Origin of the sequence: Bacillus cereus group sp. N24 (assembly GCF_016483345.1) — a bacterium.
In the GTDB taxonomy this organism is placed as follows: Bacteria; Bacillota; Bacilli; order Bacillales; family Bacillaceae_G; genus Bacillus_A; species Bacillus_A toyonensis.
This window is the reverse complement of record NZ_JAEHCA010000003.1, coordinates 204,658-222,924: the sequence shown is the minus strand read 5'-3', so window position 1 is coordinate 222,924 and position 18,267 is coordinate 204,658. Positions and strand designations below refer to the sequence as shown.

Here is an 18,267-nt window from a genome sequence, read left to right as displayed (position 1 = left end):
TGGGAGAATGGATTATACATTTACAGTAATGAACCAAAAGGAAGCAGAGGAAATTGCATACAACTGGCATTATGAAGGGAAATATTCCTTTTATGATATAGAGGCAGATCAAGAAGATTTAGCAGAGTTTTTAAGTATGGAAATGAGAGGGAACGATACGTTTGCTGTGAAGGAAAATGGTACTCTCATTGGTTACTTGAGTTTTTCTAAAATGAATAATCAAACGGTTGATATAGGACTTGGAATGAGACCTGATATAGCTGGCAATGGATTAGGGTTAAAGTTCGTGAAGGCTGGACTAGATTTTAGTGAAGAAAAATACGGCTGCAACTATATAACACTTTCAGTAGCGACATTTAATGAGAGAGCGATTAAAGTATATAAAAGGGCAGGATTTGAAGCAGTTGGAACGTTTATCCAGGAGACGAACGGTAGTTGTTTTGAGTTTTTGAAAATGAATTATATATGTAAAAATGACTAAAAAACAGAAGAGAGTTCTTCTGTTTTTTAGTTTAAAGTTTTTTTGTAACTACATTAACTTTCAGTTGCTAGCATGTGTACAGCTGCTTCATGCATCTCTTTCAAACCTGACACTTGAGCATATTCAGCAACAGTGATACTACTTGTTGTTAGAAGTTCGATAATATGTTCATCCATTCTTGACCAAGTTTTACCACCAGCATTGTCATAAGAGCTAATTAACTTTGTTAGTCCATCTTTCCCAAAGAGCAGATAATGTGATGTGAAATCTATAGAAACATCAGCTATCCCTACTTCTGTCCAATCGATTAAGCCAGTTACATTATTTTTCTTATCAATCAGGATATGACCTGGATGTATATCCCCATGCGTTATTCCTACATGAGATGGCCAAAAAGAATCTTCAGTTAGCCATGTTTGCCAACGATCCCATAATTTTTGATTGACATAGTATTGTTCCTTCACTCGATTCATCCTTTGTTTCATAGAAGCTCTTAATTCATTAGCAGTAAGAATTTCAATGCCGATATTATTAAATTCTTGTTGAGGTAATAAGTGTAAATTCGCTAGAACTTTTCCTAATGAAATATGGTATTCAGATGGTGCGTTTTTTTCATTAAAGCTCCATATATATCCTTGTTGTTCTATATCAATAGTGGCAGCAGGAACGCCACTTAGTTGCTTATAGGCAATTAAGTCTTCAGTGAATATAGACCAATCAGGAACTTGGAATCCTGCATGGTTTTTAATGATTTCCAATGCCTTTTTTTCTTGTAGGGCATGTCTCATAGATTCTGGTCTACGAGGAATTCTTAGTATCCATTTATCTCCGTTTTGTTCTTTAGCGTGTGCTACTTGAAAGTCAGCACCAGATTCATTGATTTTTATTGAATCTTCTAAGATATTTAGGCCTTCCTTAGTTGCTAATTGTTTAATTTTAAGTGTGTTCATTTTTATTTCCTCCAAATGCTTATTTTAATCTTAATGCTTGAGTACGTTTTCTGTTACCATTTTCCCCCTAACTACACCAATAGGATCAAATTAGTGAGATATAAGAAGATGTAATCATAAAAAAACCACAGACGGGCTTCTGTCTGTGGTTAAGAGTAAACGAGGATATAAGAAATAGAGGTCTCTCTTTGTATGAAAAAACATGCGACAAAAAGACAGATATATATCTGCCTTTCTCCATGTAGAAAGTGTACTTTTCCGTTGAAGATTATTAAAAATGTGCAGACTAATCCCGTTTACTCTGCTTTATGAAAACAGAGCCTTTGAACATATTAAGTTACTTAGTGTTCAAAGTTTGCTGACGTAGTCTTCCTGCATGCATCATTTTTAAAAACCCTCCTTTTAATAGTATAGTAACAATATACGTTGTTTATAAGTGAATATCAATAAAAAACACTAAATAAACATCCAAAAAATGTATATTAAAAAATAGAAATAAATGATGTTTGCTTTTGTAATTGGAATTTTTGCTAGAGGGTGTGTATGATTGAACTTTAGTAGCAAATAGCAAGCTTAGCAAGGAGGGGTAGAATGATTACAATTAAAACGAAAAGTGAAATAGATTTGATGCATGAATCTGGGAAATTACTTGCTTCATGTCATAGAGAAATAGGAAAAATGATAAAACCAGGAATAACAACACAAGAAATTGAGACGTTTGTTGAAGCGTATTTAGAAAAGCATGGTGCAACATCTGAGCAGAAAGGTTACAACGGGTATCCATATGCGATATGTGCGTCTGTAAACGATGAAATGTGTCATGGGTTTCCGGCCGATGTTCCTTTAAATGAGGGAGATGTTGTCACAATTGATATGGTAGTAAACTTAAATGGTGCGCTATCAGATTCTGCATGGACATATATAGTAGGGGATGTTTCTGACGAAGCAAAAAGGTTATTGCTAGTGGCTGAGAGTGCTTTATATAAAGGAATTGATCAGGCGGTAATCGGTAATCATGTAGGGGATATTGGTTTTGCAATTGAAAGTTATGCAAATGCTGAAGGTTTTTCTGTTGCAAGAGATTTTACGGGGCATGGGATTGGTAAAGAGATTCATGAAGAACCAGCAATTTTTCATTTTGGTAAACCGGGACAAGGACCTAAGCTGCAAGAAGGCATGGTAATTACAATTGAGCCGATTGTAAATGTAGGTATGCGCTATTCTAAAGTTGATTTAAATGGATGGACTGCAAGAACGATGGATGGGAAATTATCTGCTCAATACGAGCATACAATTGCGATTACAAAAGATGGGCCAGTCATTTTAACGAAGTTGTAATAGTGAATGTAAGAGTTTGCAAAAATCGAACGAAAATAGTGTTTTTATAAAATTTGTACGTGTTTTATTAATAAATACTTTTCAAAGTATAAAAATTGCGTTATAATCCTTCTATAAAATAAATAGTTAGCTACACTCATATAATCGCGGGGATATGGCCTGCAAGTTTCTACCGAAGTACCGTAAATACTTTGACTATGAGTGAGGACGAATATATTTGCTTGTTAAGCATTCTTTTTTGCGAAACTCCAAAAGCACGTCTCTCACTTGTAACGAGTGGTGGCGGCTTTTGGAGTTTTTTTATTGCATAAGAGGAGGAACAAACATGAAAGTATTACAAGAAAAGATTTTGAACGAAGGAAAGGTTTTATCTGGTGACGTATTAAAGGTAGATGCATTTTTAAATCACCAAATTGATCCGGTACTTATGCAAGAGATTGGAAAAGAATTTGCTAAACGTTTTAAAGAAGAGAACATTACAAAAATCGTGACGATTGAATCTTCTGGCATTGCACCAGCGGTTATGGCTGCATTAGAGCTTGGTGTAAAAGTAATTTTTGCAAGAAAACGTAAATCGTTAACGTTACAAGATAATATGTATGTTGCAAACGTATATTCATTTACAAAACAAGAAACAAATGAAATTTCACTATCTCGCACTCATATTGATGAAAATGATCGTGTATTGATCATTGATGACTTTTTAGCAAACGGTCAGGCTGCTTTGGGTTTAATGAGTTTAGTAGAGCAAGCTGGAGCAAGCATTGCGGGAATTGGAATTGTTATTGAAAAAGCATTTCAAGATGGAGGAAAGAAGCTTCGTGAACAAGGCGTTCGTGTTGAGTCACTAGCAGAAATTGCATCACTTGATAACGGCACAGTTACATTTGTACAGCAAGAAACTGCGGAGGTGAAATAAGCGATGAAGCAACATCCATTTAAAATCGCATCGCTAGGTATGCAGCATATGCTTGCTATGTATGCCGGTGCAATTATCGTTCCACTTATTGTGGGAGGCGGACTTGGCTTAAATCAAAAAGAGTTAACATATTTAGTCTCAATTGATTTATTAATGTGCGGCGTTGCAACAATTTTACAAGCATTATCAAATCGCTTTTTCGGTATTGGACTTCCAGTTGTACTAGGTTGTACATTTACAGCGGTTGGGCCGATGATTGCAATTGGGAAACAATACGGCGTGTCTTCTATTTATGGAGCAATTATTGCTGCCGGTTTGTTTGTTGTTATTTTTGCGAAATTATTTGGAAAGCTTGTAAAATTATTTCCCCCTGTCGTAACAGGGTCTGTTGTTACTGTAATTGGAGTTACACTTGTTCCAGCAGCGATTAATGATATGGCTGGCGGAGTAGGAAGCAAAGATTTCGGAAGTCTTGAAAACTTAGCGTTAGCATTTGGCGTATTATTATTTATCATCATTATGTATCGTTTCTTTGATGGATTTATCCGTTCTATTTCTATTTTATTAGGTCTTTTGTTCGGTACAATCGTTGCAGCGTTTATGGGGAAAGTAAGCTTGCAAGCTGTTGGAGAAGCAAATTGGTTCCACGGTATTCAGCCGTTTTACTTCGGTACACCGACATTTGAATTAACGCCAATTATTACGATGATTCTCGTTGCTTGTGTAGGGATTGTAGAAGCAACAGGTGTATACTTTGCGTTATCTGATATTTGTAATAAAAAGATCGGTGAAAAAGAATTAACAAAAGGCTATCGCGCAGAAGGGTTAGCGATGGTGTTAGGTGGTATTTTTAACGCATTTCCATATACAACTTACTCTCAAAACGTAGGACTTGTTCAATTAACAGGAGTAAGAAATCGCGTTATTATTTATACTTGTGGTGGTATGTTAATCGTTCTTGGGTTCATTCCAAAAATCGCAGCTATTACAACAATTATTCCGAAATCAGTACTTGGTGGTGCGATGTTAGCGATGTTCGGTATGGTTATGGCATATGGTATTAAAATGTTAAGTAGCGTTGATTTTGGAAAGCAAGAAAACTTATTAATTGTTGCATGTTCTGTCGGAATTGGGCTTGGGGTTACAGTCGTTCCGACATTATTCTCACAACTTCCAGAAAATATTCGTATTTTAACAGATAACGGAATTGTGCTAGGAAGTGCATCAGCAGTCCTTTTAAATATTGTATTTAATATGGTGCCGCAGCGAAAAGGGAAAGTAAAAGAAGAGCCAGTTTCGATGCAAAATGCAGTAAGAGAAGCATAGAAAAGCAAGGTCTCGTTATGAGACCTTGCTTTTCTTTTTAAGTGGCATCATTTTCCCATACGTACCAAGCCGCCAAATGTACTCAAGTGGCCCGTATTGATAATGTGAAAGCCACCAGCGGCTAATAAAGATTTGTAACGTATAAAAACTGATGCAAAATAGAGGTCCTACCCATAATGGAGCAAGATAATCGTTTTTGAACAATAGTCCGAATACAAGTAATGTAACAATTGTATGTGAGATGTAATTTGTTAACGCCATTCGTCCAACATATTGGAATGGGCGTAATAATGTTTGCCATTTTTCTTTTTGTAATAAACGCATTAGCGTGAAAATGTAGAAGATGAATAATGTTTTTCCACTGAACATTGTAAAGGCCTGCATATAAATTGGTTCATAAAATGGTTTTGATAAGAAGTAACGGACCATGAAGAACCACATTGGTAATGTTAAAATGAACGTAATAATTTGCCATTTTTTAAGTTTTGTATCTAACTCTTTCGTGCGGCGGAAAATATCCTTTTTACCGGCGTATAAACCAAGTAAAAATAGCCCAACTGTTTCTGGGAGCATTGTAATATTTAATACTATTCCATCAGCATAAAATGCATGGAAACGATTTTGTATTTGTGACACCCAGTCTTCAAGTGGCATGACTGGTAAGGAGAATCCAAGTTCAGCCTTTGACATTAAGGCAACACTAATACTAGCAATTAGTATAAGAAATTGAAAAATACTTAATAAAGCAATTGCCCATATTAAAATGGTACGAGGTTCTCTCTTATAAAATAAAAATAAGAAAAATCCAGCGATTGCATAAGTATGTAAAATGTCTCCGTCCCATAAAAGCACATAATGTAAGAAACCAAATAATAATAAAATAAGTAAGCGACGAACAAATAAAGTTTTTGGTCGATCTGTTTTCGCTTCAGCACGAGTCATAAAAATATAAAAGCCTAGTCCGAATAAAAACGAAAAGATAGTATAAAACTTTGTTTGAATAAACATATCGTAAATTAGACGGATATAACTATCTAGTCCCTCATAAACTCCTGAAAGATCACGTGAGTCAATTCCAGCAATAATAGGCCAGTTAACAAGAAAAATACCTAGTACAGCTATTCCCCTAATGATATCAATTGAGTGTATCCTCTCGCCTTGCGTGAGATTTTGTGTCATTATTTTCCTCCTTAATAAGTAATTCCCTTTTATTATACAAAATGTAAGGGGGAGGGGATAGAGGGGATTTCCAATTTTTAAAACTGTTAAGATGTGTATTATGAGATATAATAAGAGTGCACAGCAAGTTTTAAACTTCTTTAAAACAGGCAGTAAAGCTCCTTTTCCCGAAGGAGCTTTCTTTTTTAGAAATTTGTTGATAATGATTCTCTTTAATGATAAAATGTATTCAAAAGTGATAATCATTATCAAAAAAAGGTTGGTGCGCGAGTATGATATATGCATTAGTAGCAGGTACAGTCGCTGTATATGCAGTTATTGCGAAATATGTTTTAAATGGAGTAGGAACAGCAAAATGAATAAAATGACATAAAATCCCTTTCATTTGTAAAAAGAATGAAAGGGATTTTTTATTTTTAATGAGAATATGCTGAAAATTTAGTATGATAGTAAAGTGAAACTGTAATCAATGGGGAGATGCATCTCTCACTGATTAAGAGCTCGCAAATAGCGGGGAAAAGTATATACATCTTGGATAAAGGGGAACAAGGGGATGACAAACATAGTACAGACAAACGGTATGAAAAAACTTGTTTGTTTTTATGAAGAGTGGCAAAAACACGGCGATGCAGAGAATAGCTTAAAGTTGTTTGAAGTGATTCAAAAATATAAACAAGAGCAGCTTATGATAGCATTCTGCGGCCACTTTTCGGCAGGGAAATCAACGATGATGAATCATCTATATAAAGCGCAGTTGTTACCAACAAGTCCGATTCCGACAAGCGCTAACGTCGTCAAAATTGAAAAGGGATTAGATCGTGTTGTTGTAACGGTCAAATCTGGAGAACAGTACGAATATGACGGTGCATATTCAGCAGAAGAATTAAAACAGATTTGTAAAGATGGCGATGAGGTAATTGGTGTTCATATTTATCGAAATGATGCGCCAATTCCTGAGGGAGTTATGTTAGTTGATACACCAGGAATTGATTCGACAGATGATGCCCATCAACTAGCGACAGAATCGACACTTCATCTAGCAGACGTAATTTTTTATATGATGGATTATAATCACGTCCAATCGGAAGTGAACTTACAATTTGTTAAAGAATTGAAACAACGTAATAAAACGGTTTATCTCGTTGTAAATCAAATAGATAAACATAAAGAAAATGAATTATCGTTTGAGAATTATAAAGATAGCGTAAAACAATCGTTCTCTAACTGGGATATTGAAGTAGATGGTGTTTATTATACGTCATTACGAATGATGAACCATCCACATAATGAAATTGGAAATTTAGAATCGTTAATTTCTTCTATTATGGAAGAAAAAGAGCAGTATGTAAGAACTGGAATGGAGCGAGAAACAGAATATTTATTAGGGGAACATTTCTCGTTTATTCTTTCTGAAAATGAAAAAGATCTTTTGAAATATGAGGAAGAGCTAGCATCACCGCTTTCCATTTTAGAGGTGGTTGAAAAAAAGGAAGAATTAACTGAAACGAAAAAGCGTGAGGCTAGTAAAGAATCTCATGTGAAAAACGAATTTATAAAAGGATTACAAGCTATATTAGATAATGCGTATTTAATGCCATTTGAAATGAGAGAATTGGCAAATGCGTATTTAGAAACGAAATTAACAAAATTTAAAGTTGGTTTGTTATTTGCGAAAGGAAAGACGGAGCAAGAAAAACAGAGACGTGTAGATGCTTTTTATTCTGCTTTGCAAAAGACTGTTGAAACACAACTTGATTTTCATGTGAAAGAATTTATTGTAGCTTTCTTAAAAGAAGAAGGACTGTTCACAGAGGAAATTGGGAAAGACATATATGCTTTAGAAATTGCTTTCGGACCAGAATTGTTAGGCGAGGTAATTAAACAAGGTGCGGGTTTTACAGGGGATTACTTACTGCTGTATACAGCGGATGTAGCGAACGAACTAAAGAAACGTTATTTTATAAAATCGCAACAAATTTTTGATAAGAGTGCTGTCGTTTTAAAGCAAAAGGTGAAAGAAGCAGTTGCTCGTATTGAAGAAGAAATTGAAACATATACGATGTTGCAAACAGCGAAAGAAATGCAATTACAATACAGTAAAAATTTTGAGGGATATGAAGGTTATTTACAAAATGTTTGGCACGATCGTGTTGCTACGCCTGAAGGAATGCAAATAGATGAGATATTGCAACGTAAAACACAAATTGTTAGTGAGAAATTCACACTACAAGAGCAAGAAATTGTAAACGAGAATGTAATGGTTCGTGAGGAAGAGATGAAAGGTACGGCAGTATTAAATATTCAGCGCATATTAGAAAAAGTGAAAAAAGCTGAAGCGATACTAGAGCCATTGCCAGCGCTGAAACATGTACAGCAAGAGGTAATAGAAAAAAGGCGACGTGTGGAAACGAAACAATTTACAGTCGCGTTATTCGGAGCATTTAGTGCTGGGAAATCATCATTTGCCAATGCATTGCTTGGTGAGAAAGTACTTCCTGTATCACCAAATCCGACGACGGCAACGATTAATCAAATTTTGCCTGTTACAGAGGAAAAACCGCACGGAACAGTCATTGTTCAGTTTAAATCAAAGCAAGCATTATTAGATGATATGAAAGCTGTTTATAAGCTGTTTCATTATGAGATTACTACGCTAGATGAAGCGTTAGCGCAAATTGATAAAGTTATGAAATACCCTTCGCCAAGTGGAAAGCAAAAAACAACATTTAGCTTTTTACGAGCGGTACAAAAAGGGTACGATGCCGTTTCTGCTCATTTAGGGGAACAAATACAAGTTACATTAGAAGAGTTCGCTGATTATGTAGCGAATGAAGAGAAATCATGTTTCGTTGAGTATATGGAGCTTTATTATGATTGTGCTTTAACAAGGCAGGGAGTAGCGCTTGTAGACACACCTGGAGCGGATTCTATTAACGCCCGCCATACGGACGTTGCATTCCAGTATATTAAAAACGCAGATGCTATTTTATTTGTAACATATTATAACCATGTATTCTCTCGCGCTGATCGTGAATTTTTAATTCAGCTTGGACGTGTAAAGGATACTTTTGCTCTTGATAAAATGTTCTTCTTAATTAATGCGGCCGATTTAGCAGAGTCCGAAGAAGAACTTGAAATGGTAAAAGGTTATATTGCAGACCAGTTACTACAATATGGTATTAGAAATCCGCGTTTATTTGCAATTTCAAGTTTATGTGCGCTTGAAGAGAAGCAAGGAAAGAGTGTTGAAAAAGAGAAGTACGGTATTTTACAAAACTCTGGGATTGCTAAGTTTGAAGAATCGTTTACGTCCTTTATGATGAGAGATTTAATGCTCGTATCTGTGCATGCTTTATACGGTGCATTGCAAGGGGCAGATCAGCTTTTAGTAAATATGATAACTGGTGCAAAGCAGGGGAATGACGAGAAAGAGAAGCAAACAAAAAAATATGAAGCAGAGCGTGATCAACTACTTCATATTATTTCATCATATAGTGTGCTTGCGGAAGAACAAGCGATGCAAAATGAAGTGAAAGAATTGCTTTATTACGTGCATCAGCGTCTATTCCTACGCTATAACGATGTGTTTACTGAATTTATTAATCCAGCGTCACTTCGAACGGATGGAAATGTAAAAGCGCAGTTGCAACAGTGCGTTATGGAATTAGTGGCATTTATTCAACATGATTTATTACAAGAAATGCGTGCGACATCATTACGCCTTGAAAAATGGATAGATGAAGCGATGAAGCGTGCAAAGAAAGAAATTGTAGTGAACTGTAAAGTAGAAAATGAATCAATTTCTATGAATGGAACAGCGGATTATGAATATAAAGATATTACACATAAAGAACCGTTTCCTTCAGTTGAAATAAAAGATTTCAAAAAAGCAGTAGCGCATTTTAAAAATGAGAAAAGCTTTTTTGAAAAAAATGATAAAGCTTTCATGCAAGAAGATGCAAAAGCTATACTAGAACCTTTCGTATCAAACTATGTAGCTGATGAAGAAAGCTTATTCGTTCATCATTATAAGCAAGAGTGGGATGCAAAATGGGGTTTATTCCAAAAAGTGATGCAGCAAGATATTGAGAATTATTATGAAAGTATATTATTTGCTTTAGCTGAAACAATTGATGTAACACTATATGAACAAAGTAAAGAGCAACTACAAAAGCAGTTAGTAGAAATTGAAAAAGAAATTTATATTATATAGTCGTTATGAAAAAAAGATTCGCTCAATTTTCTTTTGTAGCACCGTATCTAAAGATTTTACGAACCCTGCAAACTCATCAGTAGAAATCATATGAGTAAGAACGAGTCGTCTGCCGTCTGGTGTTTCACCGCATAAGACGAATGAAGAAAACTCATATGTTTTGTTTTCTACTACTAATTTTGGATAGGAATACGTGTCGCTTTTCTTCTTCTTTCCATCGATAGAGATGACGTTGCATTTTTTCTCATTGTTGTCCATGGTGAATCCCTCCTTTCTATTACTTATGGTAGACAAGGAGGGTTTAGAACAATAGAGGAGGGGGATTTTTATGTCTGTTGTAATAGATCATATCTCAAAAGAAGCTATACCGAAATCGCTATTGCTACTTGCCGATCCAAGTGAACGGCAAATTGATGCATATATACAAAGAGGATTAACATATGTAGCTAAGCAAGAGGACAGAGTTATAGGTGTATATGTTCTTTTAGAAACAAGGCCGAAGACGATGGAAATTATGAATATTGCGGTTGTAGAGTATATGCAAGGAAAAGGTATTGGAAAGAAGCTATTAAAGCATGCGATAGAAGCTGCTAAGGGATATGGTATGTGTAAACTTGAAGTTGGTACAGGTAATTCTAGTGTTTCACAACTTACTTTATATCAAAAATGTGGATTTCGTATTTTTTCTATTGATTTTGATTACTTTTCAAAGCATTATGAAGAAGAGATTATTGAAAATGGGATTGTATGCCGTGATATGATTCGGCTTGCAATGGAATTAAATACGAAAGTATAACTTATCTAGGGGGAAGAGAAGATGGAAGTACACAAAGCAATTACAGCACATTCTCGTAAACAAAATGAAATTGTAACAGCATTTTTACAATTAGATGCGCAGCGTGAAACAGCTATTGAGGCAGCAGTATCACTTGCATCAAATGGGAAAGAATTTTCGGTTGATGTCATTAATATGGTAACGAAACAAATTAATGAACTTGCAAAAAATGGCGTTGCACCGCAGCGTAAACTTGTTACAAAAGATATGGTTATGGAGTATGTAAGTCGTTTGCAAGAGAAAGAAGGTCGTTAAAGATGATAGTTACAGTCGAATGGTTACGTGCGCATATAGAAGATGAGAATGTCCGTATAATCGATTGTCGTTTTGATTTAGCGAATCCTAATTGGGGTAAAGAAAAGTATGAAGAAGAACATATTCCTCATGCGCTATATTTTGATTTGAATTTAGATTTATCAAGTCCTGTAACAGCACATGGTGGCCGCCATCCATTGCCAAATATTAAGGAGTTTGCAGACAAGCTTTCGCAAGCTGGTATTGATGAACATACGACAGTGATTGCGTATGACAGTCAAGCTGGTGCAAATGCTGCTCGTTTATGGTGGTTATTAAACTATGTAGGACATGAGAAAGTATATATATTAGATGGCGGAATACCAGCTTGGAAAGAGAATGGATTACATACAACAATGGAAATACCTGTTGTTGCACGAAAAACATTCAAAGCCAACGTACAAGATCATATGCTTGTTACGATGGAAACGGTTAGAGAGAATATTCATACAGGTGTAGACGTTACGTTAATTGATTCTAGAGAACCAAAACGTTATGCTGGTGTAGAGGAACTTGTTGATCCGAAGGCAGGACATATTCCGACAGCAGTAAATTATTTTTGGAAGGATGGAATTCTAGAATCAGGACAATTTAAAAAGGAACCTGAACAACAAGAACGATTCCAAAATCTTTCGAAATATAAGGAAACAATTGTATATTGTGGTTCTGGTGTTACGGCATGCCCGAACATCATTGCATTAAAATTAGCAGGTTTCCAAAATGTTAAACTGTATGCAGGCAGCTGGAGTGATTGGATTTCTTATCCAGAAAATCAAATTGCAAAAGAAGAAGATTAATCACTTGCATGCAAAAATAATTTGTATTAAAATAAGGTCACAAGCAAGAGATTGCTCGAAAAAGATTGTATTTTACACATTGGATACAATGTGATAATATAACGAAAAGCAAATAATACATCCTGCGGTGTACGTAACTTATTTATGTCTAAAACCGATGTTAGTTATACGGAAGCTCAATATTTAGCGACCATCATCAAGCCTTCCTTGTGGAGGAAGATGTACGGTAACTGTGAGGGCATCCACCTGCGAGTAGCGGGTTTTTGGACATTTACGAGGAGCGGCACGTGCGGGGGTCTTATTTCAACTAACATTATATAAAATTCCTACGGTGTACGTAGCTTATGCATGTCTTAAACCAATAAGTATAATACGGAAGTTCAATATTTAAATGTAGATAACAAGCCATCTTTTTAAGAAGGAAGTTACAAACATTTGTGAGAACATCCACCTGTGAGAGCAGGTTTATGGACATCTAGAGAGAACGGCATATGTGGGGCTATATAAAAACCTTACGTTTTATACGTAAGGTTTTTTTGTTGTATAAATATATTTAAGTTATCTCAATTCACCTGTAAAGTTTCCATAATAAATGTAGCATTTCCGGTCCTCATCAATTTCTCTTGAATCTAGGGTGAATTCCATATGACGTTCATCTCGCTGAATATATATAATATCTGAATGGAGAGATGGTAAAATTTCTTCGTAATTCCATATATCTTTACTTTCTACTATACTGGAACTCGTTTCCCTTAGTTCTCTAATTTCAAAACCTATATGGGAGTACGTAGGGTCTGAAGGATCATTTGCAAAGACTTCTTTTTGAATATATATAACTGCTGTTCCGTCTGGATCTACTGATGTTGCAGTAACAACATATGTATTTTTATCTTTTATAAAATATTCACAAGTCATGCGTGCGACGATTTCAGAATTAGAAATATTTGCGTAGCTCCATAAAGCAGGATACCCTTCCGTTTCATCATTGAGTCGATATTCTAAGCGCATTTTATCCCTCTTCTTCCTTTTTCTTCTACTTTATCATGCTCTGCTATATAATAGGAATAGAATTTAAAAAGGGGAGTGCGAAGGTGACTAAAACGAAATGGCTAGTAGGTGGTGTCGTCACGTCTTTAATGACTGGCACCTTATTTGGCTGCGCACAAGATCTTCCCCCAAAACCGAATGATAATAGTTGTTCAGATTGGGATTGGGATGATGAACTTGGGGTATGGCAGTGTGATGATAGTAGTTCAGGTTATCGTGGACATTACTTCTATGGTGGGAGATACTATCAAAATAAATCCACTTTTAAAAATTCATCGGCGTTTAAATCGTATCAATCGTCTGCGGAATTTAAAGGTGGAATTGGAAGCGGTTCAAAGGGAGGATTTGGGGGCTAAAATATGTCGCAATACATAAGAAATCGAAATGAGTTTTATTCGAAATATCCGAATTTTTGGGCGGATTTATATGAAGGTGAATATAGTTTGTTTCATGTGTTTCCAATAACGTTTCGCACTATGAAACAAATACAAATAGCGACTGAACGAATGGGGAAAATATTTTTTAAGACTGCTAGACTTCTGCGCAATTTATGTGACGAACAGCTTCTTGAACTTGGATTTCCACCTGCAAGTTTACCTTTTATTAGAATGAAAGAATTGTATCCTGAATCTATCATTTCAAGATTTGATTTTGTCTTAACCGATGATAATCAAATTAAAATGCTTGAATTTAATAGTGATACACCAACTTTTATTATGGAATGCTTTCAAATGAATGGAAAAGTTTGTGAAGAATTCGGTTACGATGATCCAAATATAAATCAAGAGCGGTTACTATCTTCTGGTATTACAAAAGCCGTAATGGAGGCTGTAAAGGGAATAGATAATCCAAATGTCGTTTTTACAGCACATCATGAACATATAGAGGATTGGAATACGACTATGTATTTGAGTCAGCTATGTCATGTTGAAAATAAAGTGATTCCAATGTCAGAACTTAGAATTACAAAGGATGCATTAGTAGATAATGACGGTGTGAAAATTGATGTGTTGTACCGCCAAACGTATCCGGTAGAAGATTTGATTGAGGATCAAGATCCTGAAACTGGAGATTTTGTAGGTGTCGAACTTTTACAACTTGTAAAAGACGGAAATCTCTCTATAATAAATCCTTTGTCTGCCTTTTTACTTCAGCCAAAATCAATTCAGTGTCTTATTTGGGGATTAGCAGAAGAAGGGGCCTTTTATACAAATGAGGAACAACAGTGGATTAAAGAATATATGTTACCTACATATTTAGAACCAGATTTATTTTTAGGAAAAGGTTCTTTCGTTCAAAAACCTTCGTTTGGTAGGGAAGGTGACACAATTACAATTCGTGATAAAGACACGAACATTATGATTCGAAATGCTCATGAAACATATAAAACGTCATTGCCTATATTTCAAAAGTATATAGAGCTTCCAGTTGTATGTTTGGAAACTGAAAAAGGGATGGAGAAACTATCGTATGTGTTTGGGGCGTTTTTAATCGCTGGAAAAGCGAGCAGTATTGGTATACGTGCTGGGGAAAAGATTACAGGAAATGAATCTTATTATTTACCAGTAGGTATTAAGAAGGGGGAAAATAAATGATTAATTTTTTACTATATTTAGCAGTATCACTCGCACTTTTATGTATCGGTTTGTTCCTTATGGAAGTGACAACGAAAGTGAAAGAATTTAAGTTAATGGCTCAGGGTAACAAAGCGGTAAGTTATGTACTTGGAGGAAGGGTACTCGGGCTAGCTATCGTTTTATATTCAACGGCCGCTAATTCCACTTCACTTTTGGATATGGTTTCGTGGGGAGTGGTTGGTATTTCATCCCAAATTATTGTTTATTATTTAGCTGAGTGGCTTACACCACGCTTTAATATAAATAAAAGCCTTGAAGAAGATAATCAAGCAGTCGGCCTATTTCTTATGTTTTTATCACTTTCAATTGGTATTGTAATTGCTGGTTGTGTAACTTACTAAAAACTTACGTTTTATACGTAAGTTTTTTTCGTTCGCTAACTTGTACTATATATGAGAAAATAGGCTAACAACAGAGAGGGCTTTTCTGTAATAAGGAAAAGTTTCCATACAAAGTGTTGACATCTATTTTAAATAAGAGTAACATTTTCTATGTAATTAAAATAAGTCTCTGTTAGGTGAGGCTCCTGTATAGAGAAATGCTACTGCCCAAAAATGTCGAGAGACGCCAATGGGTCAACAGGAATGATCGAATTAAGGTTTTTCTTAACGTAGCTGGTAATGAACCTATGCTATACAGTGCCAAAACTCGGCGAGGGAGAGGTCCGTAGATTTCTAATTATATTAGGAATCGTTTATTTGTGTATGCAATGACCTTTGCTCTGTTATGAGTAAGGGTCTTTTTTGTTACCAATCTATGAGTCATTTCATAGTATAAACTATAAAAATAAACGAGGAGGTGAGGAGCATGTCAAATTCTGACTCGGTTCCGTTACCCATATACTTCAAATCAAAAATATATGATGTAGGCAGGAAACGACTTGTTCCTCCCTCTATATTTATCATAACGTAGCGTTTATATACATAATGAAGCGCTAGACACTTTCACGGTAAAGTGGATAAATTGAGAAACAAAGCGTTTCTTCCTATGTTGTAAAGGAGGAGACGATAATATGTTATATGTAAACAAAACTGTGGGTAACACGTCATATAAACGAAGTAAAAAATCAATGAAAGAACAAACAATGCTTCAAAAAAATAAAGATTTATTAATTGAAATTGCAACAAGAGATGTAAAATCTGTATTTGCGTATTTTAAAACAACAAGAGACGGATTATCTATGAAAGAGGCGCAAAAACGTATTCAAGTATACGGTCGAAATGAATTAACTTCAAAAAGAGCGCGTATTGCAGAAGTAATAATGAAGTTAAGTGGAATGATTCCAGGTTTTTCAAAACAACATGTGCGTGATCAATTGCAATGTGAAACAATTACTGTGTCTAGAGTAGAATGTGCTAGTAGTACAGGGCTAAATAACGAACTGAAAATGATGAAGTTACCAGTACAAGAACTTGTACCAGGAGATATGATTTTTCTTTCAGAAGGTGATATAGTACCGGCAGATGTACGTATCATTTATGCAAATGATTTATTAGTAAATGAATCTGTATTGACAGGGAACGATGCAAATGTTGAGAAATTTGAAAGTTGCTACCACCTTGAACGTAAAAGATTTATTCCATTAAAACGGATGAAAGACTATAATCCACTTGAACTTGAAAATGTATGTTTTAAAGGTACTAATATTATTGGTGGAAATGCAAAGGCTGTAGTTGTTTCAACAGGTAAAAATACGTATTCAGGAATACTTCATACTTGTTGCAGTAGAACGTCTTAATGTGTTAATGATGCTAAATATATAAAAACAATGTATAATAGACAAAGTTGAAAAAACGTAGAATGGTAATCTATTTATATAACCTTACGTGATAACGTGGGGTTATTATTTTTGGTTAGTAGGAGAGGAATTATGAAAAAAGTATTATTAGTTGATGGTATGGCACTATTATTTCGTGCTTTTTACGCAACAAGTGTCTATGGACAATTTATGAAACGACAAGATGGTACCCCGACGAACGGGATTCATGGTTATATGAAGCATTTATTAACAGCAACACAAGCAATCGAACCAACGCACATTGTAACGTGCTGGGATATGGGAAGTACGACATTTAGAACGGAATCTTTCTCGAATTATAAAGCAAATCGTGCAGCACCGCCAGAAGAATTAATTCCGCAATTTGATTTAGTGCAAGAAATGACTGCGAAATTATCTATGCCTGTAATAGGCATGAAAGGTTATGAAGCGGATGATTGTATTGGTACGCTTGCAAAACAATATTGCAATGAGGCAGAAGTTTACGTTTTGACAGGTGATACAGATTTACTTCAACTTGTTGATACGAATGTTACAGTTATGCTTCTTCGTAAAGGAATTGGAAATTACGAGTATTATACACCGGAAAAAATCATGGAAGAGAAAGGTGTAGAACCTTGGCAAATTGTCCATGCGAAAGCTTTCATGGGAGATACGAGTGATAACTATCCAGGCGTAAAAGGTATTGGTGAAAAAACAGCGTATAAGCTTATTCAAGAATACGGCACAGTATCGGCAGTACTAGAAAATATAGCATCATTAACGAAAGCACAGCGTACAAAAATTGAAAGTGATTTAGAGAATTTAAATATCTCTTTACAATTAGCGCAAATTCATTGTGAAGTTCCAATTTCATGTTCGTTAGAAGAAGGGTTACACACAATGGACGAAGAAAAACTACGCTTTGTATGTAACGAAATGAATTGGGGAAGACCTGAAATATTAATAAACATGTTATAAATACTAGAAAGACCGATTTAGAATGAATCGGTCTTTCTTTTTTTGTTCACAAAGTTGTCAGAAAATAAACGGAGTTTTCATGTGAAGTTCAAATGGATTTCACAACAATCAATTATTATAAGTCTACACAGATAAATCCTTATCCCGCATTAACGGGCGGTGGGACTTCTATATCAATATTATCGCTGAATAAAGAGTGATGATGGAAGAGTAACTCCCTGTAAAGGCCCGATTGATGTAGGCTAATAATTAGTGAGGGTACATCCTTTCATTGATTAAAGTTTCAAGTTATCTTTTATATAAACCATCCCCCAAGGAGGAAAATAAACATGCGAAAAAAAGTGAGAAAATCCTTTAAACAATTATTAATAGAAAATAAACAGTCCCTACTAACTAATAAAGAGAATATGAAAGAAATTGAAGAACGGATTGAGAAACGACATGTAGCATATAGTGCTGCTAGCAATTGATAATTTTGTTTATGAAAAAAGCTTGTAGTTTGGATATTATCCGA

The 18,267-nt window shown here is 35.2% G+C and carries 18 protein-coding genes, 2 other RNA genes and 2 riboswitches; of the genes, 16 read left to right on the top strand and 4 right to left on the bottom strand.

The window, feature by feature from the left end; all coding sequences use genetic code 11:
- The first annotated feature begins 7 nt into the window (after positions 1-7).
- Positions 8-481 (top strand): GNAT family N-acetyltransferase, encoded by a 474-nt coding sequence (locus tag JDS95_RS07000; protein ID WP_000386697.1) that lies wholly within the window; start codon positions 8-10, stop codon positions 479-481.
- A 53-nt stretch (positions 482-534) separates the two neighbouring features.
- Here the strand turns inward: JDS95_RS07000 and mphL are convergent, their stop codons facing one another.
- Positions 535-1,431, bottom strand: coding sequence for a macrolide 2'-phosphotransferase MphL (mphL, locus tag JDS95_RS06995; RefSeq protein WP_085449980.1), 897 nt, complete (start codon positions 1,429-1,431; stop codon positions 535-537).
- A 591-nt stretch (positions 1,432-2,022) separates the two neighbouring features.
- Here mphL and JDS95_RS06990 point away from each other — a divergent pair.
- From JDS95_RS06990 to pbuX, 3 genes are all read left to right on the top strand, one after another.
- Positions 2,023-2,769: a type I methionyl aminopeptidase gene (locus JDS95_RS06990; protein ID WP_000628447.1), complete on the top strand. Its 747-nt coding sequence runs from the start codon at positions 2,023-2,025 to the stop codon at positions 2,767-2,769.
- 116 nt (positions 2,770-2,885) lie between these two features.
- A riboswitch (purine riboswitch) is annotated at positions 2,886-2,987 on the top strand.
- A 107-nt stretch (positions 2,988-3,094) separates the two neighbouring features.
- A complete protein-coding gene (locus tag JDS95_RS06985; RefSeq protein ID WP_000866492.1) occupies positions 3,095-3,688 on the top strand; it encodes a xanthine phosphoribosyltransferase in 594 nt (197 codons plus the stop codon).
- A gap of 3 nt (positions 3,689-3,691) precedes the next feature.
- On the top strand, positions 3,692-5,014 hold the full coding sequence (pbuX, locus tag JDS95_RS06980) for a xanthine permease PbuX (protein ID WP_000809231.1): 1,323 nt from the start codon (positions 3,692-3,694) through the stop codon (positions 5,012-5,014).
- 15 nt (positions 5,015-5,029) lie between these two features.
- Here the strand turns inward: pbuX and JDS95_RS06975 are convergent, their stop codons facing one another.
- On the bottom strand, positions 5,030-6,193 hold the full coding sequence (locus JDS95_RS06975; RefSeq protein WP_000193176.1) for a DUF418 domain-containing protein: 1,164 nt from the start codon (positions 6,191-6,193) through the stop codon (positions 5,030-5,032).
- Between the two features lie 553 nt (positions 6,194-6,746).
- Between JDS95_RS06975 and JDS95_RS06970 the strand changes: the two genes are divergently transcribed.
- Complete coding sequence (locus JDS95_RS06970) at positions 6,747-10,406, top strand: dynamin family protein (protein WP_000182120.1); 3,660 nt, start codon at positions 6,747-6,749, stop codon at positions 10,404-10,406.
- 3 nt (positions 10,407-10,409) lie between these two features.
- Here the strand turns inward: JDS95_RS06970 and JDS95_RS06965 are convergent, their stop codons facing one another.
- A complete protein-coding gene (locus tag JDS95_RS06965) occupies positions 10,410-10,664 on the bottom strand; it encodes a DUF3931 domain-containing protein (protein WP_000369740.1) in 255 nt (84 codons plus the stop codon).
- Positions 10,665-10,734: 70 nt separating this feature from the next.
- On the opposite strand from JDS95_RS06965, the gene JDS95_RS06960 reads away from it, so the two are divergent.
- The 5 genes from JDS95_RS06960 (at position 10,735) to ssrS (JDS95_RS06940) (ending at position 12,836) form a co-directional block, all read left to right on the top strand.
- Entirely contained in the window at positions 10,735-11,202 is a 468-nt protein-coding gene (locus JDS95_RS06960) for a GNAT family N-acetyltransferase (protein ID WP_000117676.1), read from the top strand.
- 21 nt (positions 11,203-11,223) lie between these two features.
- Positions 11,224-11,496 (top strand): YpbS family protein, encoded by a 273-nt coding sequence (locus JDS95_RS06955; protein WP_000451803.1) that lies wholly within the window; start codon positions 11,224-11,226, stop codon positions 11,494-11,496.
- 2 nt (positions 11,497-11,498) lie between these two features.
- Positions 11,499-12,332 (top strand): sulfurtransferase, encoded by an 834-nt coding sequence (locus tag JDS95_RS06950; RefSeq protein WP_000637529.1) that lies wholly within the window; start codon positions 11,499-11,501, stop codon positions 12,330-12,332.
- Positions 12,333-12,448: 116 nt separating this feature from the next.
- Positions 12,449-12,631, top strand: a non-coding RNA gene (gene ssrS / locus JDS95_RS06945) — 6S RNA.
- A 21-nt stretch (positions 12,632-12,652) separates the two neighbouring features.
- A non-coding RNA gene (gene ssrS, locus JDS95_RS06940) (6S RNA) lies at positions 12,653-12,836 on the top strand.
- Between the two features lie 54 nt (positions 12,837-12,890).
- On the opposite strand, the gene JDS95_RS06935 is transcribed toward ssrS (JDS95_RS06940), so the two are convergent.
- Positions 12,891-13,340: a hypothetical protein gene (locus tag JDS95_RS06935; RefSeq protein WP_001235513.1), complete on the bottom strand. Its 450-nt coding sequence runs from the start codon at positions 13,338-13,340 to the stop codon at positions 12,891-12,893.
- Between the two features lie 83 nt (positions 13,341-13,423).
- On the opposite strand from JDS95_RS06935, the gene JDS95_RS06930 reads away from it, so the two are divergent.
- From JDS95_RS06930 to JDS95_RS06905, 6 genes are all read left to right on the top strand, one after another.
- Positions 13,424-13,735, top strand: a complete 312-nt coding sequence (locus JDS95_RS06930) for a hypothetical protein (RefSeq protein ID WP_000169030.1) — start codon at positions 13,424-13,426, stop codon at positions 13,733-13,735.
- A 3-nt stretch (positions 13,736-13,738) separates the two neighbouring features.
- Positions 13,739-14,974 (top strand): glutathionylspermidine synthase family protein, encoded by a 1,236-nt coding sequence (locus JDS95_RS06925; protein ID WP_199690353.1) that lies wholly within the window; start codon positions 13,739-13,741, stop codon positions 14,972-14,974.
- On the top strand, positions 14,971-15,357 hold the full coding sequence (locus JDS95_RS06920; protein ID WP_000606852.1) for a DUF350 domain-containing protein: 387 nt from the start codon (positions 14,971-14,973) through the stop codon (positions 15,355-15,357). Before JDS95_RS06925 ends, JDS95_RS06920 begins: the two co-directional genes overlap by 4 nt.
- A gap of 161 nt (positions 15,358-15,518) precedes the next feature.
- Positions 15,519-15,684, top strand: a riboswitch (M-box (ykoK) riboswitch).
- A 344-nt stretch (positions 15,685-16,028) separates the two neighbouring features.
- Positions 16,029-16,754 (top strand): P-type ATPase actuator domain-containing protein, encoded by a 726-nt coding sequence (locus JDS95_RS06915; RefSeq protein WP_000967620.1) that lies wholly within the window; start codon positions 16,029-16,031, stop codon positions 16,752-16,754.
- A 132-nt stretch (positions 16,755-16,886) separates the two neighbouring features.
- Entirely contained in the window at positions 16,887-17,753 is an 867-nt protein-coding gene (locus tag JDS95_RS06910; RefSeq protein WP_000757079.1) for a 5'-3' exonuclease, read from the top strand.
- A 329-nt stretch (positions 17,754-18,082) separates the two neighbouring features.
- Positions 18,083-18,223: an FbpB family small basic protein gene (locus tag JDS95_RS06905; protein ID WP_001228051.1), complete on the top strand. Its 141-nt coding sequence runs from the start codon at positions 18,083-18,085 to the stop codon at positions 18,221-18,223.
- Positions 18,224-18,267: the final 44 nt, after the last annotated feature.